The following is a 24,078-nucleotide window of genomic DNA, read 5'->3' as shown; positions in this document are numbered from 1 at the left end:
CGAAAGGCCCCGGAAGAGAAAATGGAGCGATCACTCAAATATCACTTGAGCAATCGTTCAACATGACTAGATGGGGCTTGAGCGATCACTCAAGAAAGGAAGCTCCCATGTCCAAGTTCGAGACCTTCGACGAAACCACCGCGCCCGAAGCCGCCGTTCCGCTGATCGAGAAATCCAAGAAGGCCTTTGGCCGCCTGCCCGGCCTGCATGCGGTGATGGCCGGCTCGCCGGCGTTGCTGGAAGGCTACCAGGTGCTGCACCGGCTCTTTGCCGAGGACACCGCCTTTGACGCCGATGAAAAGACCGTCGTCTGGCAGACGATCAACGTCTACCACGAATGCCATTACTGCGTGCCCGCCCATACCGGCATCGCCAAGATGATGGGGGTCAGCGACGAGATCTCGGACGCCCTGCGCGACGAAACCCCGCTGCCGTCGGACAAGCTGGAGGCGCTGCGCACCTTCACCCTGGCCATGCTCGACACCCGGGGCAACCCGTCGGATGCGGCGTTCGAGGCCTTTTATGCCGCCGGCTACGGCGAGCGTCAGGTGCTCGACATCATCCTGGGCCTGGCCCAGAAGGTCATGAGCAACTACACCAACCACGTGGCCCAGACGCCCGTCGACGCGGTGATGCAGAAATTCGCCTGGACGCCGAAGGCCAAGCGCTGATCGCGGCCTGACATGCGGAAAGAGGAACGGGCGCCCGGGGACATCGGGCGCCCGTCCCGCCGGGGTCGGGCCGCTCACACGGGGCGCAGCGATCGGGACAGGATCAACCCGCGTGCCCGACCCGCCCCGACCTAGCCGGCGGCCCTGACCTTGACCGCCCGGGGTGTCGGCCGGCCCGCCATCCTGGGCTTGCGCCGAAAGACCAGCCCGAAAGGCCCGACCTGCGCCCCGCTTGGGCCCAGCCCGCAGGGCGCCCAGGGGTCCAGCCGCCCACGCCCGAAGATCGCCAGCCCGGGGAAGGGATGGCCGAAGGGCGCCGGGACATCGGGCCCGGGCAGGGCCATCGGCCCGAGGGCCTCGCCGCCATAGCGCACCGAGATCACGCTGGCCTGCCACAGGTAGCGCCCGGTGCCGGTGAAGCCCCGCGGCGCCGGGGCAGGCGGCCGCGCCGTCGTGTCCGGCGCCGTCCCGGGGCCTTGCGCCCGGGCTGATCCGGTCACGCGGGCCGGTCCGTCGATGTCGTCGTGTTGCAAACCCATGAGGATCTCCATGTTTCGCAGTCTGGCCGGCATGTCCGTGTTCCGGGGCAGATGTCCGGCCGTTGGGTCCACTCTGCGGCCGGCCGGGTCCCCGGCCCGAGGGCCAGGGCGCCCGGCGGCAGCAGCACCATCTGCAGCGCCAGGGTCAGGGGCAGCAGTTTCATCCGCATGTCGCGCGTCCCTTGCCTAGCCCTTCGGCGCTCCGCCCTTGGGCATGCAGGCCGCCGGGGCCTGCGCGTCGGGCGATTGGCAGGTGCCGCTCATGGCCCCGTCGCGGGTGTCAAAGCTGCAGGCCGCGCCCGTGCTCTTGCCCTCGCAGGCGTCCAGCGCCTCGCGCGGGGGGCGCTGGCCGCCCGGCCCGCCCTTGCCGCCGGCCTGGGCCAGGTCATAGGGCGCGGGGGTCGACGGGGCGCCGAACAGCAGGTCGGGGGCCATGGCCAGGCCCAGCGACACCATGCTGCATCCGATCAGCGTTGCCCCGATGGCCAGCCGTTTCCGCAGGTTTCTCATCTTGGATCACTCCTGTATCGCGCCGCTTCGCTGCGGCGTCTGGCCCCGGTCTAGGGGCCAAGAGGGGACGGGAGTTGCAGGAATTGTGAAGCCAGTGTGCAGGGCAAAATTTTTCCCGCCGCGTGGCTATTTCGCGGCATCGGGGTCAAAGGCATAGCCGACGCCATAGACCGAGCGGATCGGGTCCGACGGGCTGATCGCCGCGATCTTGCGCCGGATGTTGCGCACGTGGCTGTCGATCGTCCGGTCAAAGACCTCGGCATCGTCGGGAAAGGCCAGGTCCAGCAGCTGGTCGCGGGAAAACACCCGGCCGGGCCGGGCGGCCATGGCATCCAGCAGCTGGTATTCACGGCGCGTCAGGTCCAGCCGCATGCCGTCATAGCTCGCCCGCCAGGCTTCGCGGTCGAGTTGCAGCCGGGCGGCAGATGGCGCCGGCGCCGGGCGCGCGCCGGGGTCCAGCACCGGCCGGCGGCGCAGCACGGCCTTGATCCGGGCGACCAGTTCACGCGGCGAATAGGGTTTGCAGAGGTAATCGTCGGCGCCCATTTCCAGGCCCAGCAGGCGGTCGATCTCTTCGACCCGGGCGGTGGTCATGACGATGGGCACATCCGACACCGCGCGGATCTCGCGGCACAGGCTCAGCCCGTCGACCCCGGGCAGCATCAGGTCGAGCACGACGAGGTCGACATCCCCGGCCAGCGCCCGTTCGGCCGCCCCGGTGCCCCGGTCGAGATGAGTGGCCTGCATCCCGGCGGCGGTGACGTAATCCTGCAGGACGGCGGCCAGGGCGGTTTCGTCCTCGACGATCAGGATGTGGGGGTCTTTGGCGGCCATGTGGGCTCCTCGGGTCTTGGGGCGGGCATCTCGGCGGGGATGAGCGGGATCTGTATCGTGACGGCCAGCCCGCCGCTGTCCGACGGGGCGGCGGTGATCGTGCCGCCCTGGGCGGTCAGCAGGGCGCGGCAGATCGACAGGCCCAGCCCCGATCCGCCATGGCTGCGCGCCCGCGAGGTCTCGCCGCGCCGGAACCGGTCAAAGAGCCCGGGCAGGGCGGCGGGCGCGGGACAGGGCGCGGTGTCGCTGACGGTGAGTTCGGCCATTGTCCCGGCGTGGCGGCAGCGGATGTCGATCCGCCCGGGCCGGTCGGTATAACGGCAGGCATTGTCGAGCAGGTTGTCGATGACCTGGCGCAGGCGCACCGGATCGGCGCGCACCACCAGGGCCGGCCCGCGATGGGCCAGCAGGCGCAGCCCGGCCGACCGGCAGCGCGGGCGCAGGTCGTCGGCCGCCTCGCGGGCCAGGGCGCAGAGGTCGAGCGGGATCAGCGACAGGGGCAGCCGGCCTTCGTCGCTGCGGCTGAGCAGCGAAAGGTCATCGGTCAGCCGCGACAGGCGCATCACGGCATGGTGCATCCGGTCCAGCGCCTCGCCCGAGGCCGGGCGGATGCCATCCTGCAGGGCTTCGATCTGGGCGCGCAGCACCGACAGCGGGGTCTTCAGCTCGTGGGACGTGTCCGAGATCCATTGCTTCTCGCGCCGGCGCACGGCGTCCAACCGTTCGGCCAGGGTGTCGTGGTCCTGCATCATCCGGCCCAGCTCGTCGCCCCGGGTGGCGTGCAGGCGGCTGGACAGGTCGCCTTCGGTCAGCCGGGCGACATGCAGGCCGATGCGGCGGATCGGGGCAAGGAACTGGCGGGCCATGAACCAGGCGACGGCCGAGGCGCAGAGCAGGGCAATGGCGGCGGTCAGGCCGATGGCGCGGAACTGGGCGGCGAGAAAGGCGCTGTCAGCCGGCTCGGGGCGGATGCCCGGCTGCGACAGGCGCAGCCGGCCCAGCACCCGGCCATGGGCATCGCGCAGGATCCGTTCGGCATGGGTATCACCCATGGCCCCGCCGGCCACGACCCGGCCATCCCCGGTGATCAGGGCCAGCCGGTCGGGCAGGGGGCCGGGCCGGGGCAGGCCGGGCTGGCCGGGCCCGGCGGGGCGGAGATCGGGCGGTTGGCGGGGCGGCTGGCTGTCGGGGTGGTGCGTATTGGATGGTTGGTGGGGTGGCTGGCTATCGGGACGGCGCGCATCGGGTGTTTGGCGGCGTGGCTGGCCATCAGGAAGGTCCGGGGCCTGGTCGGTTGCCTGATCCACCGCCTGACCTGTTGCCTGTTCAGGGGGCTGCACCGGGGGCTGGCTCGCCCTCTGCGGTGGTGCCTGATCGTGTGTGGGCCCGGGGCCGATCAGCGGCGGCGGGCCGGGCAGGTGGCCCATGACCATGGCATGCCAGGCCGCCGGATCGTCCAGCCCGGGCCAGCCCTGCGCGGCGGTCGGGTGCTGTTCCAGCGTCTCGGCCAGGGCCGACAGCTGGGCCAGCTCGGCATCCAGCAGGTAATTCGAAAAGCCCGCGCGCATCGAATAGCCCACCGCGCCGGCCATCAGCAGGATCGCGAACAGCACCGGCAAGACGATGGCAACAAAAAGCTTGCCCGAGAGCGGCAGGCGGGACCAGGACATCGGGCCGGCCTCAGCTTGCCGGCCGACCGGCGGCAGCGGGAAGGCCGGACGGGCGAAGCACAGGGTCGGCAGCGTTCGGGCAGGGGTGTCTCACGCGCGCAGCGCCTCCTGGGCGGTGCCGGCAGGGGCCGTGGCGGTGGGCGCGGCGCCAAAGGCAGAGGGTTTGTCATCGGCGGTCATGGCGGGCTGGGCACCGGCCGTAGCGGTCGCCGGATGCCGGCTCGGGCAGGTGCCGCGCGCCGGGCGGATGGCGTTGAATTGGTGGATCAAGATGAACGGGCCCGTCTGCCTTACCCCGGCGGGATGCCCGGGGTTTCCCGTTCTTCCACGGCGGGGCCGCCGCTTTCCGTCGCGCAGGGGCGAGGCCAATGGCAGGGTCAACGCCCGGTGGCAAGAAAAAGGCCCGCTGCGAGAGGCGCGGGCCCAGTTGGGGAGGGAAGATTTACAAGGGGGGCGTGAGGCCCCGGGGCGACGGCCCGGGTGACGGGCCGCCGGTGTTGCATCGCCGGCGTGGCCACCGGCATTTGATCGGCGGCGTGGTCGCAGGCGCATGATCGGCGGCGTGGCCGCTGGCACATGATCGGCGGCGTGACCGCCGGCACATGGTCTGCGGCGTGACCTATTGGGCCGCCTGGGCCGGTCAGGCGGCCCGGGCCTGCCGGGTGTCCTGCCAGCAATCGATCAGCTGGCCAAAGCGCGCCTGCATCCGGGTCCGGGCCTCGGCATCGTCGATCTCGCCGGCCAGCCAGGCCCGCGCGGCCTCGCCAAAGATCGTCCGGCCGACCGCGAAACCGCGCACATGTGCACAGGTCCCCGCCCGCGCGATGCTTTCGGCCAGCGCGTCGGCCGGCGCGTCGAGGCCCAGCAGCAGCACGCCCCGGCACCAGCGGTCATTGGCGTCGATCACCGCGCTGACGGCTGCCCAGCCGGCGTCGGTCTGGTCGCCCAGCTTCCACCAGTCGGGGCGGATGCCCTCGTCGTAGATCTGCTGCATCGCCTCGGCCGTGGCCAGCTCGCCGCGCTTGCCCTCGGCCGTGCCGATCACCTCGATCAGGTATTCGTGGCGGCTGAGCCGCGCGGCCGAGGCCAGGCGGTGCAGCTGGTCGAGCTGGGTGCGGCGCATGTCCTCGGGATCGTCGGGGTTGTAGAACACCAGGCACTTGATGACATGGTCGTCGGGCCAGGCCGCCACCTCGGCCCCGAGCGAGGCCGCCCCTTCGAAGCGCAACGGGCGCGAACCGGGCAGTTCGACCGGCCGGCCGATCCACATGCCTTCCTTCTCGGCCCGGAACAGGGCCTGGCGGCCATGGGTGCTGTCGAGCAGCGTGCCCAGCATCATGCCGGGCCGGCGCGACGCCAGCATGGCTTCGAGCGCCAGGTCCTTGAAGGCCGCGATCCGGGCGGGGTCGGCCCCGCATTGGGCGGCCATGTCCTCGAGCTGCGAGCGGTGGTCGATGGCAAAGGCGCAGATGTTGTCCCATGTGCCCCGCCGGGTGGTGGCCCAATGCACGTGTTCCAGGTCGGCATCCTCGCGCAGCCGGGGGTTGACCACCCCGCGCTCGAGGAAGAACTGCAGCTCGTCCCAGCTGGGATAGGCCGGGGCGCAGCCATGGCGCGACACGGCAAAGGCGCCACAGGCATTGGCGATGCGGCAGCATTCCTCGAGCGGCAGGCCGCGCACGTAGCCGCGCAGGAAGCCGGCCATGAACCCGTCGCCCGCGCCGAGCACGTTGAACACCTCGACCGGGAAGCCCTGCGAGGAAATGCCGTCTTCCAGGTCGTCGGGGATCTGCCCGGGGAAGACCAGGCAGCCCTTGGGCCCGGTCTTGAGCACGATCATCGCGTCCGAGACCTTGCGGATATTGACCAGCGCCTCGCGGGTGTCGGTCGAACCGCCGGCGATATGGACCTCTTCGTCGGTGCCCACGACCACGTCGCAGCCGGGCAGGATGCGCTGGACCCGGGCCGTCACGGCATCATCGGCCACAAAGCGCACATCGCCTTCGCCGGCGCCCAGCAGGCCCCAGAGATTGGGCCGGTAATCGATGTCGAAGACCACCTTGCGGCCGGCCTCGCGGGCGATGCGCATGGCCTTGAACGACGCCGCTTCGAGATGGGGCTTGGAGAAATGGGTGCCGGTGACAACCACCGCCGCGGCCGAGCGGATGAAGGCCGGGTCGATGTCGTCTTCGCTGAGCGCGGCATCGGCGCAATCGGTGCGCACGAAGAGCAGGGGAAAGTTGCGGTCGTCCTCGATGCCCAGGAAGGCCATGGCGGTCAGCCGCTCGGGATCGACGGCCAGGCCGCTGGTCTCGACGCCCTCGGCCTCCAGTGTCTCGCGCACGAAACGGCCGATCTGGTCGTTGCCGACCCGGCTGAGCAGGGCTGTCTTCAGGCCGAGCCGCGCGCCGCCGACGGCGATGTTGGTCGGGCATCCGCCGACATACTTGGAAAAGCTCCGGGCGTCTTCCATGCGGCAGCCGATCTGGTCCGCGTAGAGGTCCGCGCAGGTCCGACCGATGGTGATGATGTCATATTGCGGGGTGGGCTGACTGGACATTGGGGTTCCTCAGTCTTCGTTGTCGGATCGCAGTTCGGCACAGAGCGTCCCGGCCCGAATGGCCAGGATCAGCGCCAGTGAAATCGTCGCATTGAGCGAGCGGAAGCCGTCGACGCTGGCTTCCGAGATCTGGAACCAGCTGTCGGCGTGGATGAAGGGCGCGCGGGCCAGGTCGGTGATGGCCACGGTCCGGGCGCCGATCTCGCGCGCCCGGTCAAAGGCCTGCACGGTTTCCTCGGCGCTGGGATTGAACGAAAAGGCCACGACGGTATCCTCCGGCGCGACCATGGCCATCTGCTGATCCAGCGTGCCGCCGATGCCGTCGAGCAGGTGGGCCGGCACTTCGAGCCGCGCCAGGTTGTAGGCCAGGTAGGTCGCGGCAGTGAACGTGCGCTTGTGGGCCAGGACATGCACGATACGTGCCTCGGCCATCAGCCGCGCCGCGCTTTCGATGCGGTCGGCGGGCGCTGCATGCTGCAATTCGCGCAGCGAGGCGATTCCCGCCTCGACGAAGCGGTCGGTCATTTCGGCCGTGTCGCGGGCCGCGCCGCTCTTCTCCAGGTCGCGGATGCGGTCCTGGTAGGGGATCGAACTGGCCTGGAGCTGGGCGCGGAACACGGCCTGCATCTCGGAGAAACCGGAATAGCCGAAATGCTGGGCGAACCGGATGATCGCCGAGGGCGCCACGCCGATGTCCTCGGCCAGGGTCGCGGCCGTGCGCAGGGCCACGGATGACGGATCGCGAAGGGCGAAATCGGCGATCAGTTTCAATCGCTTGCTCAGCCCGTCATGGGCGCCGGCTATGTCTTCGCGCAGCCGGTCGAAATCGCGTGTCGGCTCGTGTCCTTCGGCGTCTGTGTTCAAGGTGCCGGCTCCCATCCATCCCCGTCGATCTTCCTGGTACGCGTCGGCTCTCCCTGCCGGATCGCGTCCATTTTTGGAATTCTTATTCTATCTTGACTGTCATATGAACCTTATGTTCTAAAAAGCCTCGCATCAAGCGCAAACTTCTGGCGCTGGAGGGAGGGGGACCCGTGAAAGCATGTGTGATTCATCGCGCCGAAGAGGTGCGAATCGAGGATGCCCCGAGGCCCGAGCCGGGCGCCGGACAGGTACGGCTGCGCTTTGCCTTCGGCGGCGTCTGCGGCTCGGATATCCATTACTTCCAGCACGGGCGGGTTGGCGATTCCGTGCTGCGCGGTCCGATGATCCTGGGCCATGAATTCTCGGCCGTGGTGGACCTGCCCGGCGCGGGCGTCGACGGGCTGGCGCCCGGTGACAAGGTCGCGGTGACGCCGGCGCTGCCCTGCGGGCGTTGCGAATACTGCAACCGCGGGCTGGCCAACCTGTGCACCGACATGTCCTTCATGGGCAGCGCCGCGCGGTTCCCGCATTGCGACGGCGGATTTGCCAGCGAGCTGGTCGTCGAGGCGGGGCAATGCATCCGCCTGCCCGAGACGGCCGACCTGCGCCACGTGGCCATGGCCGAACCCTATGCCGTGGCCCTGCACGCGGTGTCGATGGCCGGCGACCTGGCCGGGGCCACGGTGCTGGTGACCGGGGCCGGTGTCATCGGCCAGATGTGCGCCACCGCCGCGCGTGCGGCCGGGGCGGCGCGCATCCTGATGAGCGACATTGCCCCCGGTGCGCTGGCCCGGGCCCGGGCGCTTGGTGTCGACGCCGTGTTCGACGCGGGCGATGCCGGGGCCATGGCCGCCCTGACCGATACCCCCGCATGTGATGCCGTCTTCGAGGCCTCCGGCGCGGCGCCGGCGCTGAACACGGCCATCGCGGCCTGTCGGCCCCGGGGCACGGTCGTGCAGGTCGGGTTCCTGCCGCCCCGCGCACCTGTCGACCTGGCCAAGCTGCTGACCCGCGAGATCAGCCTGGTCGGCACCTACCGCTTCATCGACGAATTCGCCGAGGCCGTGCGCCAGATCGTGGCCGAAGAGGTCGACCTGCGCCCGATGATCTCGGCCGACATGGCGTTGGACGACCCGGCAGCGGTCTTTGCCCGGGCGCTCGACAAGACCGAGACGCTGAAGGTCATGGTGCATTTCTGATGGGCCGTGCGCTGACCTATGACCGCGCGAGGCTGCGCCCGCATGCGGCGCATCTGGGCGTCGGGGCGTTTCACCGCGCCCACCAGCAGGGCTATTACGACGATCTCGCCCGGGCGGGCGGGGATTGGGGCGTGGTCGGCATCAACCTGACGCCGCCCGACCTGTCGGCGGCCCATGCGGCGCAGGGTGGTGTCTATTCCGTCCTGACCGAAGACGGCACGACCAGCACCTGCCGTGACATCGGCACGCTGGTACAGCTGCATGATGCCGGGGCGGCGGCCCTTGTGGACTGGACCGACATCACCTTTGCCACGCTGACGATCACCGAGAAGGGCTATTGCCACCGGTCGGGCAGCCGCGCGCTGGACCCGGCGAGGGTGGCCGCCGACCTGGCCGCGCCGGAAACGCCGGCCACGGCCATCGGCTACCTGGCCTGGATGCTGGAACGGCGCCGGCGCGACGGCGGCGGGCCGATCACCCTGGCGAGTTGCGACAATGTCGCCGACAACGGCCGGCTGCTGGCGGCGGTGCTGGGCGATTACGCCGACCGGGCCTTTGCCGGATTGCTGCCCTGGATCGAGGCCAACGTGGCCTTCCCGACCTCGATGGTCGACCGCATCGTGCCGGCCATGGCGCCGGCCGGCCGGGCGCGGCTGGAAGCCGCCCGCGGCGCGGCGGATGCGCTTGGCGTCGTGGCCGAACCGTTCCGCCAATGGGTCATCGAGGACCGCTTTGCCGCTGCGCGCCCGGCGCTGGAAACGGCCGGGGTGCAGGTCGTCGATGACCTGGCCCCCCACGAGCACATGAAACACCGCCTGCTGAACGGCTTGCAATCGGCCTATGCCGAACTTGGCCGCCTGTGCGGGCACGCGGGATCGCACGGGGCGTCGACCGACCCGGTGCTGGCGGCCTGGGCAAAGGTGTTCCTTGCAGCCCAGGCCGAGACGCTGGATTGCCCCGAGGGCGAGGACCTGCAGGCCTACGGACGCACCAGCCTGCGCCGCCTGCAGAACCCGACGATCCACCACCCGCTCAACCAGATCGCCAGCGATGCCAGTTTCAAGCTGCCCCAGCGCATCGCCGCTCCGGCGGCCGAGCGGCTGGAGCGCGGCCAATCGGCCGAGGTTCAGGCCATGGTGCTGGCCGGTTGGGCGCTGCAGGCCGGGGATGACACGCCCGACGCCGGCGGGGTGGTCACCACCGATCCGATGGGCGCCGAAATGGCCCGGCTGCGCGCCGCGGCCACCGGCGCCGAGGACCTGGCCGGGGCGGTGCTGGGGCTGCCGATCTGGCCCGACCGCCTGCGCCGGGACAGCGGCTTTGCCGCCGACACGACCCGATGGCTGCGCGCCTTCGCCGAGCCGGATGCCGACCGGCGGCGCGCGCGGATCGACGACTTCGCAAGGGAGAGGATGAATGCGTAAGTACCTGGGAGGGCGCACGCCGGAAGAATGGCTGGGCGCGATCCTGATGACGATGGTCGTTGGCCTGCTGGGCTTTCAGGTCATCGCCCGCTTCGGCATGGGCCGGTCGTACAGCTGGCTCGAGGAAGTCAGCCGCTTTGCCTTTGTCTGGGCCGTGTATTTCGGCTTTGTCATCGCGGCCGAAGGCGATCGCCACATCCGCGTCTCGCTGCATCTCGAATTCCTGCCGCAGACCGCGCGGCTGGTCATGCTGACCCTGGCCGACCTGCTGTGGCTGGTCTTCAACGCCGTCGTCATCTGGCACGGCTACTGGTTTACCGTCTCGATGTTCGAATTCCCCTACATCTCGCAGACCACGGGCATCAACCTGGTCTGGGTGCAGATGATCGTGCCGCTCGGCTTTGCCTTCATGTCCGTCCGCATCGTCCAGGTCATGGTCCGCCGCTGGCAGACCGGCGAAGGCCCGGCCGACGCCCGGATCGGGGAGTAACGTCATGGATCCGACCCTTCTGATGGCCCTGTCCTTCGTCGTGTTGCTGTTGATCGGCGTGCCGGTGGGCATTTCGATCGGCCTGGCCGCCGTGCTGGCCATGACCTCGGCCAACATGCCCATGTCCTACCTCGTCCAGACCGCCTATTCCGCGGTCGACGAATTCACCATCATCGCCGTGCCCATGTTCATCCTGGCCGGCACGCTGATGGAGAAAGGCGGGCTGACCCAGCGGCTGATCGGCTTTTCGCGGGCCATCGTCGGGCCCTCGCCCGGCGGGCTGGCCACCGTGACCATCGTGGCCTGCACCTTCTTTGCCGCGATCTCGGGTTCGGGCCCGGCCACCACCGCGGCCATCGGCTCGATCATGATCCCGGCGATGATCAAGGACGGCTACGACAAGGGCTTTGGCGCGGCGATCACCTCGTCGGCCGGTGGCATCGGCGTTGTCATCCCGCCGTCGATCCCGATGATCATCTACGGCATCACCTCGGAAACCTCGATCAGCGCGCTCTTTGTCGCGGGGGTCATTCCCGGCCTGCTGCTGGCCGTCGCGCTCTGGGCGACCAGCCGGTTCATCTCGGTCAAGCGCGGCTACAGCTCCGGCGATGTCGAGGCCCGCAGCCTGGGCAACATCGGCCGCGCGGCCTGGGAAGCCAAATGGGCGCTGGCCGCCCCGATCATCATCCTGGGCGGCATCTATACCGGCATCTTCACGGTGACCGAAGCCTCGGTCGTGGCCGTGCTCTACGCGCTGCTCGTCGGCATCTTCGTCTACCGCGAGATCCGCGTGCCGCTCTTCGTCGATGCCGTGGTCTATGCCGTGCGCATCACCGGCACGGTCATGCTGGTGCTGGTCACCGGGCGGATCATCGGGCGCATGCTGTCGATGTTCCAGGTGCCCCAGCTGGTGTCGGGCTTCCTGATCGACACGGTGTCCGACCCGACGGTGCTGATCCTGCTGGTCCTGCTGATGCTGGTGTTCATCGGCATGTGGATGGAAACCCTGACCCAGATCATCATCCTGACGCCGCTGCTGCTGCCGGTGGTGGCCAATGTCGGGATCGACCCGATCCAGTTCGGCATCATCTTCGTCATCGCCTGCGAGATCGGCTATTCGACGCCGCCGCTGGGGGTGAACCTCTTTGTCGCATCCGAGATCGGCGAGACCACGGTGGAAAAGGTGTCCAAAGCCTCGATCCCGTTCCTGTGCGCCGAGATCGCCGTGATGGTCCTGGTGGCCTTCGTGCCCCAGCTGACCCTTTGGCTGCCCAGTCTTCTGGGCTTCATAAACTAGGTTTCATTAGGAGGAGACTACATTGAAACTGTTCGTCAAGACACTCGCCACGGCCGCGCTGGCCCTTTCGGTTGCCCTGCCGGCGGCCGCGGCCGAGTATACCATGCGGCTCAGCCACGGGGACAACGAGAACAACCCGACCCACAAGGGCGCGCTGAAATTCGAGGAGCTGGTCGAGAAATACTCGGACGGCCGGATCGACGTGCAGATCTTCCCGTCCAACCAACTGGGGTCGGAACAGGAAGTGGCCCAGGCCCTGCGCATGGGCTCGATCGAATCCGAGATCCTCTACACCGGCAACCTCGTGCCCCTGGCACCGTCGGTCGGCGTCATGATGCTGCCCTATGCCTTCACCTCGAACGAGGAGGCACATGCGGCGATGGACGCGCTGAAAGGCCCGCTGAACGAACGTCTGCCCCGCGAGGCCGGCGTGCGCGTGCTGGGGTATTTCGAAAAGGGCTTCCGCGTGCTGACCAACGGCGAGCGCGAGGTCAAGACGCTGGACGACCTGCAGGGGCTGAAGATCCGCGTGTCGAAGAACAACATCGCGATCGAAACCTTCAAGTCCTGGGGCCTGGACCCGATCCCGATGGCCTGGGCCGAGGTCTTTCCGGCGTTGCAGCAGGGTGTGATCGACGGGCAGGAAAACCCCTATACCACGGCCATCTCGTCGAAATTCTACGAGGTGCAGAAGTACATCACCGAAATCCACTACCTGATCTGGTCGGGGCCGATCATCGTGTCGGAACGGTTCTACCAGGGCCTGCCCGAGGATCTTCAGGCCGCGCTTGACCGGGCCGGCGAAGAGGCGGCGCAATACGAGCGCGAGGTGTCGGCCGAGGAAACCGCGGCGGCCAAGGAAAAGCTGGTCGAGCTGGGCATGACACTGACCGGTGCGCCCGAGGACGAGGCCAAGTGGCAGGAAGCGGCCAAGGCGCTGTGGCCCGAGTTCGCCGATGACATCGGCGGTGCCGAATGGGTCGAACAAGCCACCGGGATCATGAACGACGCGATCGCCGCACAGTGATCCGCGCCCGCGGCGTCGCCGCGGGGCCATGACCATCCGGGCAGGCCGACCAGCATGTGTCGGCCTGCCCGTTGTCTTTTCGGGCGCAGGCCATTTTGGGGGCTTCTTTGCAATTGCAGCGCGTCGGGCGGCATACGGCCGATTTTCGCGTGAAACCGGGGGAAACGCCGGGTCACGGCGGACCCGATATTTACATAATTCGCGTTACCGGTGGATTTGCCGGAGGCCGTGCCAACCGCCCGCGTGGTCAGGCCGCGCGGTCGTAGAGCGGCTTGCGGTTCTTGACGTGGCGCGTGGCCAACAGCCGGGCGCGCTTGCCATTGACCAGCGGTCGGGCCGACGTGGCCCCGATGTCGCGATCCTCGGCCCGTTCCAGCTCGGGGAAGAGATGCAGCAGTTCGGCCCGGGCCTCGGCCGGGATCATCCGGAACGTCTGTGTCCCGGCATAAAGGCTTTCGGTGGCCGCCCCGTCCGACAGCACCACCTCATGCTGGCTGAGCAGGAAGTGGAAGTATTCAACCCCCTCGTCGGTGCCCAGCTGCTCGATCCCGTCCAGGTCCAGCAATTGCCGGGCCGTGACCAGGATCTCGTCGGTGCCGAACATGCGCCGGGCGATCTTGGAACGCACCAGCACCCGGTGCTGGGGCGACACCCGCAGGTCGCGCATCGGCTGGTTCGGCCCCAGCGCCCCGGCCCGGATCAGGATCGGCGCCAGCTTGGGGTTCTGGACGAGGTGCCGCGCGCTCAGCCGGCGCGAGCCGATCCAGCGGATGTGCTGGAATCCGTTGTCGCGGGTGAACACCTTGTCACCCTCGCGCAGCTCCTCGACCGGCCGCTCGCCATCGAGCGTCAGGATGCGCGTGCCCCGGCAGAAACAGGGGATCGGATCCGAGAAAAACGCCCCCTCGCCGATCATCAGCGCGGAATCGTAGCTGGCATCGCCGAAATCGGCGACCACGATCTTCAGCGTGTAGGTCTGGCCCTCGACCACCGAGATCGACACCGTGCCGGTCTTGGCCGCGTTGAAATCGGTGCCGTACTGGTTGGTGTTGCCGGTGTTGCCGTTGTTCAGGAACGGCCCGTCTTCCATCGAGTTGATGTTGAAATAGCCGCCCTGCTGGCCGCTGACGGGCACCTGTTGCTGGCCTGACCCGTCATCGATGTAGACGGCGGCCGAATCCGAGAAGTTGGAATTGTAATACTCGGGGTATTCTTCGGTCAGGAAGGTCAGCGGGATTTCATAGGTGCCCGAGACATTGGCGGTAAAGGTCACCTCGATGCCGGCCGCGTCATAGGACAGCGTGCTGCCCGGCACGGTGGCCTCGATGTCGCTGTCGCCGGCCTGGCCCTGGTTCATGTCCGAATTCAGCAGGTTGTTGACGTTGTCGCCCGAGCCGGCGTTGAAATTGGTGGCCTGGCCGGTCGAAAAGATCACGCCGCTGTCGGCCGGGGTGACCTCGGGGGCGATGGCGTCGCCGTTGTCATAGATGCGGGTCTGGCCCGAGTTGCCGATCAAGGTGGCGCCGGTGATCGTGACATCGGGCCCGAAGATGGTCTGGGCATAGGTCAGGGCCGTTGCGCTGGTATAGGTCAGATCCGCCATTCCGGCCTTCCTTTCACGTGTCCAATCAAACGGGTGCCACCAGGGGCGGCAGGGTAATGCGGGCCGGCAGGGGCCCGGTGATGCGGCGGGATGCAGGGCCTATCGGCACCGGCCCCGGCAATCCCGGCGAGGCGGCGCAAGTCTCTTGCCCCGGCGACGTCAGGCCGCCGGAAACATGTCCGGTCGCGCCGCGGCGCGCCGGTGTCGTCGATTCACGGCTGGGCGGTTCGAATAGTTCCGCAGCCGAGAAGATTTTCTCTTGGATGGGACAGCGGGTGAGGTCCGCCGCCAGTGTTCCGTTGTGTTAACGGTCTACGCGTTAACCGGAATCCGCTCAATTCCCCAAGACGGATGACCCCTGTCCGGGCCGCCCTATCCTTAGGGATATATGGGTAGGGCCAACGGGATTTCGTGCCGCTGCGTCACTTGGGACAAGGCCTGTTGACGCCCGGCTCAATCGTCCTGGGGTGCCGTGGCCTGGGCGGTGATCCAGCGAGCAAAGGCGGTCATGGCCGGACCTTGCGGCCGGTCCGACGGCCAGGCCAGGAAATACCGCCCGGCCGTCACGCTGGCCCCGAAGGGGCGGACCAGCCGGCCCTCGGCAATCTGCGCGTCGAACATCGCCACCGGCAACAGCGCCACCCCGGCCCCGCCCGCCGCCAGCTCGGCCAGGGCGACCGAGCTGTCGAAGACCGGGCCGGTCAGGGGCGGACAGGGCAGGCCCAGGCTGGCGAACCAGCCGGGCCATTCACCGCTGCGATAGCTGCGCAGCAGGTCCATCCCCGCCAGGTCGGCCGGCCCGGTCAACCGTGCGGCAAGGTCGGGCGCGCAAAGCGGTGACAGCGGGGCATCCAGCAGCGGGATGGCGTCATGGCCGGTCCAGCCGCCGGTGCCGAAGCGGATCGCCATGTCGAGCCCTTCGCGCAGGATCTCGACCCGGTTGTTGTTGGTCGAGATGCGCAGGTCGATCTCGGGATGGGCCAGGCGAAAGGCCGGCAGCCGGGGCACCAGCCAGCCGAGCGCAAAGGTCGTGTTGACCCCGACCTTCAGCACCTCGACATCGCGTCGCCCGTTCAGCCGGTCGAGCGTCCGGGCCATGGCATCGAACCCGTGTTCCAGCACCGGGAACAGCAGCCGGCCCTCGTCGGTCGGCACCAGCCCCTGCGAGGTGCGCAGGAACAGCGCGGCGCCCAGCAGGTCTTCGAGCCGGGCGATCTGGTGGCTGACGGCGGCCTGGGTCACGCGCAGCTCGATCGCGGCCTTGGTGAAGGATCCCTGGCGCATGGCCACTTCGAAGACGCGCAGGGCGTTGAGGGGAATGTCGGGACGGTCCATGTCATAAGCTCACCTAATGCCCGGCCACAGGATTTGTCGTTTGAGCGGCAGATGCAAGTCGATCTAGGACAGGCCCATGACACCAGCTGATGTCCACAGGGCAAACCGGGAGGGGCCGTTCAAGGCCCCGAACCGACCCTGTGGGCCGTTGGTCGCCCCGTATAGACAAGGACACCCGAATGCATCTGACGACCTTTCTGCCCCGGCCGCTTGCGGCCGGGCTCTGCCTTGGCCTGGCCCTGGCCGGCGCCGCACCGGCCGACACTCCGATCCCGGCCGAGGGGCCCGAACGCACCCTGGCCCGCACCATTGCCGCGGTCGAAGGCGAGCTGGGCGCGCGGGTCGGCCTTGTGCTGCACGACACCGGCAGCGGGCGCCGGCTGACCCACCGCGCCGACGAGCGCATGCCGATGAACAGCACCGTCAAGACGGCGATCTGCGGCGCGGTGCTGTCGGGCGCGGAAAACGGCAGCCTGCAGCTGGACGAAGCCCTGCCGGTCACGGCGGCGGATATCCTGGCCTATGCGCCGGTCACGTCGGCCCATGTGGGCGGGACGATGACGCTGGCCGCGCTGTGCCTGGCCACGCTGGACCAAAGCGACAACACGGCGGCCAACCTGCTGATCACCCGGCTGGGCGGGCCACAGGCGGTCACCGGGTTCCTGCGGCGGATCGGCGATCCGGTCAGCCGCGTCGACCGGATGGAACCGGCGCTGAACGACACCGCGCCGGGCGACCCGCGCGACACGACAACGCCCCGGGCCATGGCCGACACCTGGCAGGCCCTGTTGCTGGGCCCCGCGCTGGGGGCGACCGGGCGGGCCCGACTGGCCGACTGGATGAGCCACGGCGGGGTGACGGCCGCGCTGCTGCGCCGGGACGCGCCCGAAGGCTGGCAGATCGTCGACAAGTCCGGGGCCGGAGCACGGTCGCGCAACCTGGTGGCCATGATCACCCCGCCGGGCCGGGCGCCCTGGATCGCGGCGATCTACATCGCCGAGGCCGAGGGCGATTTTGCCACCCGCAACGCCGCGCTTCAGCGCATCGGCCGGGCCGTGGTCGGGGTGATCGCCGCGCCCTGATCCGGGCCTAGCCGGCCAGCGTTCCGGCCTGGGCCACCTGGCGCGACAGGCCGGGAACCAGCGGAAAGAGATCGGCCTGGAGCGCGTGGTAGATGTCGGGCTTGCCGTCGAACTGCCGGGCCACCGGCCGGCCGGCGGCATCCAGCTCGGGGAACCAGCCGCCGCGCGCATGGTCGATGTGATGGCTGTCGGCAAAGGCCCAGAGCCGCCGGTACCAGGCCTCGTCCCCGGCGCGGCCCTCGCCCAGCTTGATCAGGCTGGCCATGGCGCCGATGCCCTCGGTCACCGGCCACCAGTAGCGGTCGGCAATGTCCACCGCCCCGCCGGGCCGCAGCGTGTAGGCCAGGCCGCCATCGGGCAGCCAGGCATCGGCCAGCGCCCGTTCGATCATCCGGCGGGCCCGGTCCGGCGCGTCACCCGCCGGCCGTCCGGCCAGGTCCCAATGCTGCAACAGCAGCCGGCCCAGTTCGAGCGAATGTCCCGGCGTCGTGCCGGCCGGGCGGAACATCGGGTTGCCGGCATAATCGGGATCGACCTGCCAGTCTTCGGTGTAATGTTCGGGCAGCCGCCAGTCATGGGCGGGCGCCATGCGGGCGGTGAAGAAATCCAGCACCCGCCCGGCCTTGTCCAGCCAGGATGCCTCGCCCGTGACCTCGAAGGCGGCGAGCATGGCCTCGACCGAATGCATGTTGGCATTCATGCCGCGATAGGTCGAAAAGCTCTGCCAGTCGCGGGTAAACTCGTCGCGGTAGAGCCCGGCTGCGTCGTCCCAGAACCTCTGGTCCAGCACCTCGGCCACATCGTCCATCAGCGCCCGGGCCTCGGGGTGGCCGGCCTGCAGGGCGCTGGCCGCTGCGAGCAGGACGAAGACATGGCCATAGGCCAGTTTCAGCGGATCGGTCACGCCGGTTTCGTCCACCGCCCAGAGATAGCCGCCATGGGTCGTGTCGCGGTGATGGTCGCGCAGAAAGCGCATGCCGGCGTCGATCAAATCCTCGGCCCCGGGATGGCCGATGGCCCGGCCCAGCACGTAGGAATGGACCATCCGCGTGGTCGTGTGCAGCTCCTGCCCCGCGCGGGGCAGCGGCGCGCCGGCGAGGTCGAGCACGTCGAAACCGCCATCGGGGCGCAGGCTGGCGTCGAAGAAGGCCAGCTGGCGGCGGGCATCCGCCAGCGCCCATGCCCGGTGGGCGGGATCGTCCAGCCAGGGCGTGGCCTGGTCGAGGGGGGGAAGCGAAAGGGTCATGGCGCGGGCTCCTCGGACGCGGCGGCAATGCCCAGCGGTATGGCAGCCCGGCGGGCGCACGGCAACCGCGCGGGTTCCGGGCGTGCGGTCGGTTTGGTCGGGCGGTCGTTCTGGTCGTTCGGTGGGACCGGTCGTTCGCTTTGGCTGGGCCCGTCGGTTGGTTCTGTCAGGCGGCCGGTTTGGTGAGAGACCGGTGGTCGGCCCGGTCGGGCATTTGTGTTGGGCGGCCGGTATGGTGGGACACCGGCGGTGGGCCCGATCCGTCGTTTGCACGGGTCGGGCGTCCGGTTTGGCGGTACCCGGACGGTTGGTTCGGGCGATCGTTTGGCGGGACCGCGTGGCCGGTTTGACGGGTTCTGGGCGGTCCGTCCGTTCGGTCATTCGATTGGGGCGACCGATCGCCCTGCCCTGTGCGCCCGGCCAGTGCGACCCGCCCTGCCCTGCCGGTCAGTTCACCCCGACCCGCGCGGAATAGAGCGCGGCCAGCTCGGAGCGATTGGCACAATCCTCCTTGGCCATGGCCCGACCGAGATGGGTGCGCACGGTGCCGTGGCTGATGCCCAGGATGCGCGAGATGTCGCGGTCGGTGCAGCCCCGGGCCACCAGCCTCACGACCTCCAGCTCGCGCGGGCTGAGCGGCGTGTCGCCGCCCTGCTGGCGCATCAGAGCGGCCTTCAGAAAGGGCTCGAGCGCGCGCAGCAAGGCCAGTTCGCGCTGCGAGAAATCCGGCGCGCGATGGCCGCGCCACAGGCGGAAATCGCCCAGGTCGCGGGCGCCGTCCTTGAGGAACATGTTGATCCCGTGGCTCAACCCGTCGCGGGCCAGGAAATCGGTGTAGAACTCGGTGCGGTGCAGGTCGCGCCGGGGCATGATCTCGTCGACCAGGGCCGGCCGGGCCAGGGCGCGCATGCGGTGGGTGATCGGGTCGCGGTACTGGAACCAGGTGTCGTAGCGGGCGATGTTGTCGGGATCCATGTTCAGGATCGTGGCATTGCCGAACCGGCCCGAGCGTTCCGACCAGACATAGGACGCCCCGTAATCGGCCCGCAGCAGCCGGGCGAGGTCTGCCAGAACAGGCGCGCGCACATCGTCCCAGGGCGCGGCCCGGGTCAGCCGGGCGACGATGGCCCCGAACAGCTGCATGTCGGGCAGCGACAGCCCGGTGATGTCCGGCCCGCCGGCCGCCGATGTCGTGATCCTGTCCAAGTTGCCCCCCTGCCGGCATGTCGCGATCGGGGCAGTCTACGCCACTTGGTCGCGGGCCAAAGCCCTTCCGGTGGTCAGGCCCCCCGCGCCCCCGCCCGGCCCCGGGCCTTGCGCGAAATTTGCGCTCCCGACCGGGGGTTTGGTCGGGGTCTTGGTCCGGGGGTTTCGTGGTCACAACGTGATGGTCGTGCCCGCGCGCAGCGTCCCGCCGGCGATGACCTCGCCATAGATGCCCATGTCGGCGTGATCGTAATGGTCTTGCAGCAGCCGGGGCACCGGTAGGTCGCGCTCGGCCGTGGCCGGGTTGACCTCGGTCGCCGGGCAGCGCCGGGTGCGCAGGCACAGCCGCAGGCGCACGTCGCCCAGGGTGATTTCGCGGTCGACCAGCTCCAGCTCGGACAGGGGCGGCCAGCCGTCGAAATAGATGTTGGCCCGGAACCGCAGCGGATCGGCGGCCCGCCCGGTCCGGGCTTCGAAATCGCGGACCGAGGCCAGGTTGACCAGCGACACGGCGTTCATCATCTGCGGCGAGACGACGGAAATGTCGGTGAACCGGTTGTCGCCGCCCCGGGCCAGCACCGGCCGTTCCTCCGGGCCCAGGTCGAGATAGCTGGCCATGAAATCCTCGGCCCGGGCGGCCCCTTCGGCGGTGTTCAGATCGGTTTCGAGGCGCAGCGCGTCACCCTGGTGCACGGTCAGCACATCGGCCTGCGGATCATAATGCGTGCGCAGCCCGGCCAGGGCGGCATCGGTCATCAGCACGAGGAAGCGGTTCTTGGGCAGCGGGCGGTAATTCTCGGGGTCCAGCCCGCTGTTGTGGCGGGCAAAGCCCCAGCTGCGGTCGGCGGGAAAGCCCTGGCCCGGCTGCAGCGCGACCTGTTGCAGGGGCTGGGGCGACAGGCCCTTGATCGGGTAGTGGTAGAGCGCGGTGATCTGGCCATTCATGGGCGGGTGTCCTTGTGCGGGGCGTTCAGCGGGGCCAGCGCGCTTTCAATGGCCAGGGCCACGGCCAGCAGGCGGCGGTCGTCGCCGGCGCCGGTTTCGGCCATCAGCCCGAAGGGCAGCCCGCCGGCATCGCGCCCGGCGGGTAGCGAGATCGACGGCGTGCCCAGCATCGAGGCCCGGGTGGTGTTGCGGATGATCGTCGGAAAGGTCGGCAGGTCGGCACCATCGCCGGCCAGCGTATCATCCTCGCCGTAGAGCGGCGGCGGCACGGGCACGGTGGCCGAGAGCACGGCATCGACCCGGGCCGAATCCAGCAGCCGGGCATAGGCCGCGCGCAGCTCCGGCAGGGTGGTGGACAGGATCTCCTGCCAGGCGTCATGGGTATCGCGGGCCAGCCCGGGCAGGGCGGCGAAGATCCCGGCGACATCCGGGCTGGCGATGGCCGCGGCGAAGCGGGCGAAATCCTGGCCGGCCCGGGTGCGGGCGATCTCGGTGAAGGATCGGTGCCCCTCGCAGAAGGCCACGGGATCGCCGGCGATGATCGTGCCGGCGTCGATGGCGGCGGTGTCCAGGGGCACCAGCTCGATCCCGGCGGCGGCCAGGCTGTTCAGCGCCCGGTCCATGGCCGCATCGGTGGCGGCGTTCAGCCCCGAACGGGCATCGCTGGAAACGCCCAGGCGCAGTGGCCGGGCCGGCAGATCGGGCAGGTCATGCTGGCCGGTGATCACGGCGTCGAGCAGGGCGCAATCGGCGACAGTGGCGGCCATCGGGCCGATCGTGTCGCGGGTGGTCGAGATGGTCAGCACGCCGCCGTCGGGGTAGCGGCCGGTCGAGGGGCGGAAGCCGCAGATGCCGCAGAAGGCCGCCGGGATGCGCACCGAGCCGCCGGTATCCGTGCCCAGAGCGGCGGGCACCAGGCCCATGGCCACGGCCGCCGCACTGCCGCCCGAGGACCCGCCGGCCATGCGGGCCGGGTCGACGGGGTTTCGGACCGGGCCATAAGCGGCGTTGTTCGAGGTCACGCCAAAGGCGAACTCGTGGAGGTTGAGCTTGAGGATCGGCAGGGCCCCGGCTGCACGCAGCCGGGCTACGGGCGGCGCGTCGGCGTCGGGATGATGGCCCTGCAGGGCGGGGCTGCCGCCGGTGGTGGCAAAGGGCGTGGCGTCGATGTTGTCCTTGATCCCGACGGGCAGGCCCGACAGCGGGCCGGGCGCGGCGCCGGCCAGCATCGTTTCGAACCCGGCCGGGTCGGCCTGGGTTGTGGCGTTGTAGCCGGCCACCTGGCCCAGCCGGTCGGTCATGTGGCGGGCCACGGCGGCGGGACCGCCGTCTTCGGCCAGGGCGCGGAAGGCGGCGATGGGCATGGGCGCGTAACGGGGGGTGTCGGGCATTGTCATGGGGTCTTCGTGGTTGGCCTTGGGGCGGGTGTCAGGGTTGGCAGGGTGCCGTCGGGGCGGTCGGGCGCCAGGGGTTTTCCGGTTCAGGGTGAGGCGTTAGGCGTCGGGGAGCAACGGGGGACGTGGGCGGTGGTGGCGACGACCCCGTGTCGCGGGTGGCACTGGGTGACAGCGGGTATCGAGATGCGTCGGGGTGGGTGGCGTCGGGCGCCATGGCGCATCGAGGTGGTTGGTCACCGGCGGGCGTGAGGGCGGGTCGATGTGGGCGTCGGGCGCCGGCGGACATCAGGGCGGGTCGAAATGAGGTCCGGGCGGCGGTGGGCGTGATGGCGCGTTGGGATGGACACCGAGCGACGGCGGGCTTGCAGTCGCGTCGAGATGGATACCAAAGAGCGGTGGGCTTTGAGGCGCGTCGGGTTGGGCGTCGAACGGCGCCGGGCACCAGGGCGGGTCGTGGCGCGCAGCGCACGGCGGCGGACATCATGACACGGCGGGACGGCCCAGAAGGGCCCGGGCCCCGGCCGTCATCTCGGCGATGATCTGCGCTGCGGGCTCGACCCGGGTGACCAGGCCGATGCCCTGGCCGCCCAGCAGGGGCAGCTCGTCGAAATCTCCGGTGGCATCCGTCATCGGCACGAGATTGCCGAACCGGCGCAGCTCGGTGTCCATCCCGCCCAGGCTCATGCGGCCGACGACCGGCTCGCCGCTGTTGTCGGCCGGAACGTCGTCCTCGCGGCCTTCGAATTCGGCCACCACCCGGTTGCGCAGCACGCGCATCGGGTTGAATGCCGGGTCCTGGCGCCCGAAGAGCGGGCTGAGCACGGTGTCGCTGCCCTCGGCGGCGCAGATCCGCGCCTTGTACTCGGCATGAGCGCTGGATTCGGCGCTGGCCACCAAGCGCGAACCGACCCAGGCGCCGGCCGCACCGAGGCAGAGCGCGGCCGCCAGCCCGCGCCCGTCGGCCACCCCGCCCGAGGCCAGGACCGGCACGTCGCCCACGGCATCGACCACCCGGGGCAGCAGGGCAAAGGTCGGCAGGGTCGCGAAATTGTGGCCCCCGGCCTCGGTGCCCTGGGCGACGATCACGTCGACCCCGTCGCGGGCGGCCAGCCGGGCGGCTTCAACCGAGCCGAGCTGTTCGATCACCCGGATGCCGGCGGCCTGCAGCCGGTCGATCCAGGCGCGGGGCGGATGGCCCCAGTGAAAGCTGGCCGCGGCGACGGGCGCGGGATCGACGCAGAGCGCGTCGATATGGGCCTCGTCGGTGTAGATCGTGATGAAATTGACATGGAAGGGCCGGTCTGTGCCGGCCCGCACCCCGTCGATCAAGGCCTGCATGACCGGCACGGGCATCGGCCCGATGGCCACCGAGCCCAGGGCCCCGGCATTGGACACGGCAATGGCCAGGTCGGGGGTCATGCCGGCAAAGGCCATGCCGGCCTGCACGATCGGCGTGTCGAGGCCGAACATCTGGGTCAGCGGGGTGTCGATCATGGGCGCGGCCTCCGGCGGGGAAAGATCCCGCCAGTCTAGGCCGGGCGTGACACGGGGGTAATCGGCAGAAATGCCGACAGGGTTTGTCCGGCGGCTTTGGGTGGTTCGCATGGGTCGGTTTCGGCGTGGGCGCCGTGTCGGGCGCGGCGGTTGCGGCGGGGTCCGTCTGGGGTTGAGGCCGTGGGCGCCATTTGGGGTGGGCCGGTTGCGGGGGGCTGGAATCGGACTTGGCGAGTGTATCACGCTGCGCGGCTGTCTCGGTCCGGTCCGGCCGGGATTGGTCATGGCGTGGGTGCTATTTGGGGCGTGCCGGTTGCGGGGGACTTGCCCGGGACTGGCACTGGCCCACGCACCATGTCGTTGTGGCTGTTTCGGTGGGGGCCGGCTGCGCCGGCAGAGCGTGGGCGTCACGCCGGGCGCGGGAGACGGCCTTGGCGACGGTCGCATTCATAGAGACATGTGATCCAAGAAATCGCCTTTCGACCGCCGTATGGCGCCGGGGGGGGAGGCTTCATGATGGGCGGCGGGATACCCCATGCCCCGCCTTATGCCCCGGCTAGCCGCCGTGAACTGCATCGCGGACGGGGCTGCGCCAGACGTCGGTTGGCGCAGATCACACCACTCGGGAATTAGTTTGGTCGCACCATGTGCACTGCATCACGCAATTTATGCAAAGCACGCGCAC

Annotated in this window: 20 protein-coding genes; 7 read left to right on the top strand and 13 right to left on the bottom strand. The window is 69.5% G+C overall.

Features of this window, described 5'->3' with window-relative positions; translation table 11 throughout:
- The first annotated feature begins 107 nt into the window (after nt 1-107).
- The gene (locus ACK3BB_RS23110) at nt 108-671 is read left to right on the top strand and encodes a carboxymuconolactone decarboxylase family protein (protein WP_428929242.1); all 564 of its coding nucleotides are present in this window, start codon (nt 108-110) and stop codon (nt 669-671) included.
- A 131-nt stretch (nt 672-802) separates the two neighbouring features.
- Here the strand turns inward: ACK3BB_RS23110 and ACK3BB_RS23105 are convergent, their stop codons facing one another.
- From ACK3BB_RS23105 to ACK3BB_RS23080, 6 genes are all read right to left on the bottom strand, one after another.
- Nucleotides 803-1,210 carry a hypothetical protein gene (locus tag ACK3BB_RS23105; protein WP_428929241.1) on the bottom strand — a complete coding sequence of 136 codons (408 nt, stop codon included), beginning with the start codon at nt 1,208-1,210 and terminating at the stop codon, nt 803-805.
- A gap of 186 nt (nt 1,211-1,396) precedes the next feature.
- Entirely contained in the window at nt 1,397-1,720 is a 324-nt protein-coding gene (locus tag ACK3BB_RS23100; RefSeq protein ID WP_428929240.1) for a hypothetical protein, read from the bottom strand.
- A 126-nt stretch (nt 1,721-1,846) separates the two neighbouring features.
- Nucleotides 1,847-2,554 (bottom strand): response regulator, encoded by a 708-nt coding sequence (locus ACK3BB_RS23095; protein ID WP_428929239.1) that lies wholly within the window; start codon nt 2,552-2,554, stop codon nt 1,847-1,849.
- The gene (locus ACK3BB_RS23090; protein WP_428929238.1) at nt 2,527-4,224 is read right to left on the bottom strand and encodes an ATP-binding protein; all 1,698 of its coding nucleotides are present in this window, start codon (nt 4,222-4,224) and stop codon (nt 2,527-2,529) included. Before ACK3BB_RS23090 ends, ACK3BB_RS23095 begins: the two co-directional genes overlap by 28 nt.
- Nucleotides 4,225-4,864: 640 nt before the next feature.
- A complete protein-coding gene (locus ACK3BB_RS23085) occupies nt 4,865-6,784 on the bottom strand; it encodes a bifunctional 5-dehydro-2-deoxygluconokinase/5-dehydro-2-deoxyphosphogluconate aldolase (protein WP_428929237.1) in 1,920 nt (639 codons plus the stop codon).
- A 9-nt stretch (nt 6,785-6,793) separates the two neighbouring features.
- Nucleotides 6,794-7,648, bottom strand: a complete 855-nt coding sequence (locus ACK3BB_RS23080; protein WP_428929236.1) for a MurR/RpiR family transcriptional regulator — start codon at nt 7,646-7,648, stop codon at nt 6,794-6,796.
- Nucleotides 7,649-7,818: 170 nt separating this feature from the next.
- On the opposite strand from ACK3BB_RS23080, the gene ACK3BB_RS23075 reads away from it, so the two are divergent.
- The 5 genes from ACK3BB_RS23075 to ACK3BB_RS23055 are packed head-to-tail and all read left to right on the top strand — an operon-like array spanning nt 7,819 to nt 13,085.
- On the top strand, nt 7,819-8,847 hold the full coding sequence (locus ACK3BB_RS23075) for an L-idonate 5-dehydrogenase (protein WP_428929235.1): 1,029 nt from the start codon (nt 7,819-7,821) through the stop codon (nt 8,845-8,847).
- Nucleotides 8,847-10,271 carry a mannitol dehydrogenase family protein gene (locus ACK3BB_RS23070; RefSeq protein WP_428929234.1) on the top strand — a complete coding sequence of 475 codons (1,425 nt, stop codon included), beginning with the start codon at nt 8,847-8,849 and terminating at the stop codon, nt 10,269-10,271. The genes ACK3BB_RS23075 and ACK3BB_RS23070 overlap by 1 nt, the downstream gene beginning before the upstream one ends.
- Entirely contained in the window at nt 10,264-10,761 is a 498-nt protein-coding gene (locus ACK3BB_RS23065) for a TRAP transporter small permease (RefSeq protein ID WP_428929233.1), read from the top strand. Before ACK3BB_RS23070 ends, ACK3BB_RS23065 begins: the two co-directional genes overlap by 8 nt.
- Nucleotides 10,762-10,765: 4 nt before the next feature.
- Nucleotides 10,766-12,058 (top strand): TRAP transporter large permease, encoded by a 1,293-nt coding sequence (locus tag ACK3BB_RS23060; protein ID WP_428929232.1) that lies wholly within the window; start codon nt 10,766-10,768, stop codon nt 12,056-12,058.
- Between the two features lie 22 nt (nt 12,059-12,080).
- Entirely contained in the window at nt 12,081-13,085 is a 1,005-nt protein-coding gene (locus tag ACK3BB_RS23055; protein WP_428929231.1) for a TRAP transporter substrate-binding protein, read from the top strand.
- Between the two features lie 247 nt (nt 13,086-13,332).
- Here the strand turns inward: ACK3BB_RS23055 and ACK3BB_RS23050 are convergent, their stop codons facing one another.
- Together ACK3BB_RS23050 and ACK3BB_RS23045 are read right to left on the bottom strand one after the other, a co-directional pair.
- A complete protein-coding gene (locus tag ACK3BB_RS23050; protein WP_428929230.1) occupies nt 13,333-14,688 on the bottom strand; it encodes a Hint domain-containing protein in 1,356 nt (451 codons plus the stop codon).
- A 453-nt stretch (nt 14,689-15,141) separates the two neighbouring features.
- The gene (locus ACK3BB_RS23045) at nt 15,142-16,023 is read right to left on the bottom strand and encodes a LysR family transcriptional regulator (protein WP_428929229.1); all 882 of its coding nucleotides are present in this window, start codon (nt 16,021-16,023) and stop codon (nt 15,142-15,144) included.
- A 179-nt stretch (nt 16,024-16,202) separates the two neighbouring features.
- On the opposite strand from ACK3BB_RS23045, the gene bla reads away from it, so the two are divergent.
- On the top strand, nt 16,203-17,105 hold the full coding sequence (gene bla / locus ACK3BB_RS23040) for a class A beta-lactamase (protein ID WP_428929228.1): 903 nt from the start codon (nt 16,203-16,205) through the stop codon (nt 17,103-17,105).
- Between the two features lie 7 nt (nt 17,106-17,112).
- Here the strand turns inward: bla and ACK3BB_RS23035 are convergent, their stop codons facing one another.
- From ACK3BB_RS23035 to ACK3BB_RS23015, 5 genes are all read right to left on the bottom strand, one after another.
- The gene (locus ACK3BB_RS23035) at nt 17,113-18,351 is read right to left on the bottom strand and encodes an AGE family epimerase/isomerase (protein ID WP_428929227.1); all 1,239 of its coding nucleotides are present in this window, start codon (nt 18,349-18,351) and stop codon (nt 17,113-17,115) included.
- A 447-nt stretch (nt 18,352-18,798) separates the two neighbouring features.
- Nucleotides 18,799-19,557 (bottom strand): helix-turn-helix transcriptional regulator, encoded by a 759-nt coding sequence (locus ACK3BB_RS23030; RefSeq protein WP_428929226.1) that lies wholly within the window; start codon nt 19,555-19,557, stop codon nt 18,799-18,801.
- A 171-nt stretch (nt 19,558-19,728) separates the two neighbouring features.
- A complete protein-coding gene (locus tag ACK3BB_RS23025; protein WP_428929225.1) occupies nt 19,729-20,502 on the bottom strand; it encodes an MOSC domain-containing protein in 774 nt (257 codons plus the stop codon).
- Nucleotides 20,499-21,893: an amidase family protein gene (locus tag ACK3BB_RS23020; protein ID WP_428929224.1), complete on the bottom strand. Its 1,395-nt coding sequence runs from the start codon at nt 21,891-21,893 to the stop codon at nt 20,499-20,501. The genes ACK3BB_RS23025 and ACK3BB_RS23020 overlap by 4 nt, the downstream gene beginning before the upstream one ends.
- Nucleotides 21,894-22,379: 486 nt before the next feature.
- Nucleotides 22,380-23,393, bottom strand: a complete 1,014-nt coding sequence (locus tag ACK3BB_RS23015; RefSeq protein WP_428929223.1) for an NAD(P)H-dependent flavin oxidoreductase — start codon at nt 23,391-23,393, stop codon at nt 22,380-22,382.
- Nucleotides 23,394-24,078 lie beyond the last annotated feature (685 nt).

The sequence above is a fragment of the Marinibacterium sp. SX1 genome, assembly GCF_050389775.1.
In the GTDB taxonomy this organism is placed as follows: Bacteria; Pseudomonadota; Alphaproteobacteria; order Rhodobacterales; family Rhodobacteraceae; genus Marinibacterium.
Note: the sequence above shows the minus strand (reverse complement) of the source record. Positions and strands in the feature narration are given on the sequence as shown.

Bases quoted from the DNA above. Each gene is read 5' to 3' on its own strand.
- ACK3BB_RS23110 (WP_428929242.1), top strand. From the start codon at position 108: ATGTCCAAGTTCGAGACCTTCGACGAAACCACCGCGCCCGAAGCCGCC.
- ACK3BB_RS23105 (WP_428929241.1), bottom strand. From the start codon at position 1,210: ATGGGTTTGCAACACGACGACATCGACGGACCGGCCCGCGTGACCGGA.
- ACK3BB_RS23100 (WP_428929240.1), bottom strand. From the start codon at position 1,720: ATGAGAAACCTGCGGAAACGGCTGGCCATCGGGGCAACGCTGATCGGA.
- ACK3BB_RS23095 (WP_428929239.1), bottom strand. From the start codon at position 2,554: ATGGCCGCCAAAGACCCCCACATCCTGATCGTCGAGGACGAAACCGCC.
- ACK3BB_RS23090 (WP_428929238.1), bottom strand. From the start codon at position 4,224: ATGTCCTGGTCCCGCCTGCCGCTCTCGGGCAAGCTTTTTGTTGCCATC.
- ACK3BB_RS23085 (WP_428929237.1), bottom strand. From the start codon at position 6,784: ATGTCCAGTCAGCCCACCCCGCAATATGACATCATCACCATCGGTCGG.
- ACK3BB_RS23070 (WP_428929234.1), top strand. From the start codon at position 8,847: ATGGGCCGTGCGCTGACCTATGACCGCGCGAGGCTGCGCCCGCATGCG.
- ACK3BB_RS23065 (WP_428929233.1), top strand. From the start codon at position 10,264: ATGCGTAAGTACCTGGGAGGGCGCACGCCGGAAGAATGGCTGGGCGCG.
- ACK3BB_RS23060 (WP_428929232.1), top strand. From the start codon at position 10,766: ATGGATCCGACCCTTCTGATGGCCCTGTCCTTCGTCGTGTTGCTGTTG.
- ACK3BB_RS23050 (WP_428929230.1), bottom strand. From the start codon at position 14,688: ATGGCGGATCTGACCTATACCAGCGCAACGGCCCTGACCTATGCCCAG.
- ACK3BB_RS23045 (WP_428929229.1), bottom strand. From the start codon at position 16,023: ATGGACCGTCCCGACATTCCCCTCAACGCCCTGCGCGTCTTCGAAGTG.
- bla (WP_428929228.1), top strand. From the start codon at position 16,203: ATGCATCTGACGACCTTTCTGCCCCGGCCGCTTGCGGCCGGGCTCTGC.
- ACK3BB_RS23035 (WP_428929227.1), bottom strand. From the start codon at position 18,351: ATGACCCTTTCGCTTCCCCCCCTCGACCAGGCCACGCCCTGGCTGGAC.
- ACK3BB_RS23025 (WP_428929225.1), bottom strand. From the start codon at position 20,502: ATGAATGGCCAGATCACCGCGCTCTACCACTACCCGATCAAGGGCCTG.
- ACK3BB_RS23020 (WP_428929224.1), bottom strand. From the start codon at position 21,893: ATGCCCGACACCCCCCGTTACGCGCCCATGCCCATCGCCGCCTTCCGC.
- ACK3BB_RS23015 (WP_428929223.1), bottom strand. From the start codon at position 23,393: ATGATCGACACCCCGCTGACCCAGATGTTCGGCCTCGACACGCCGATC.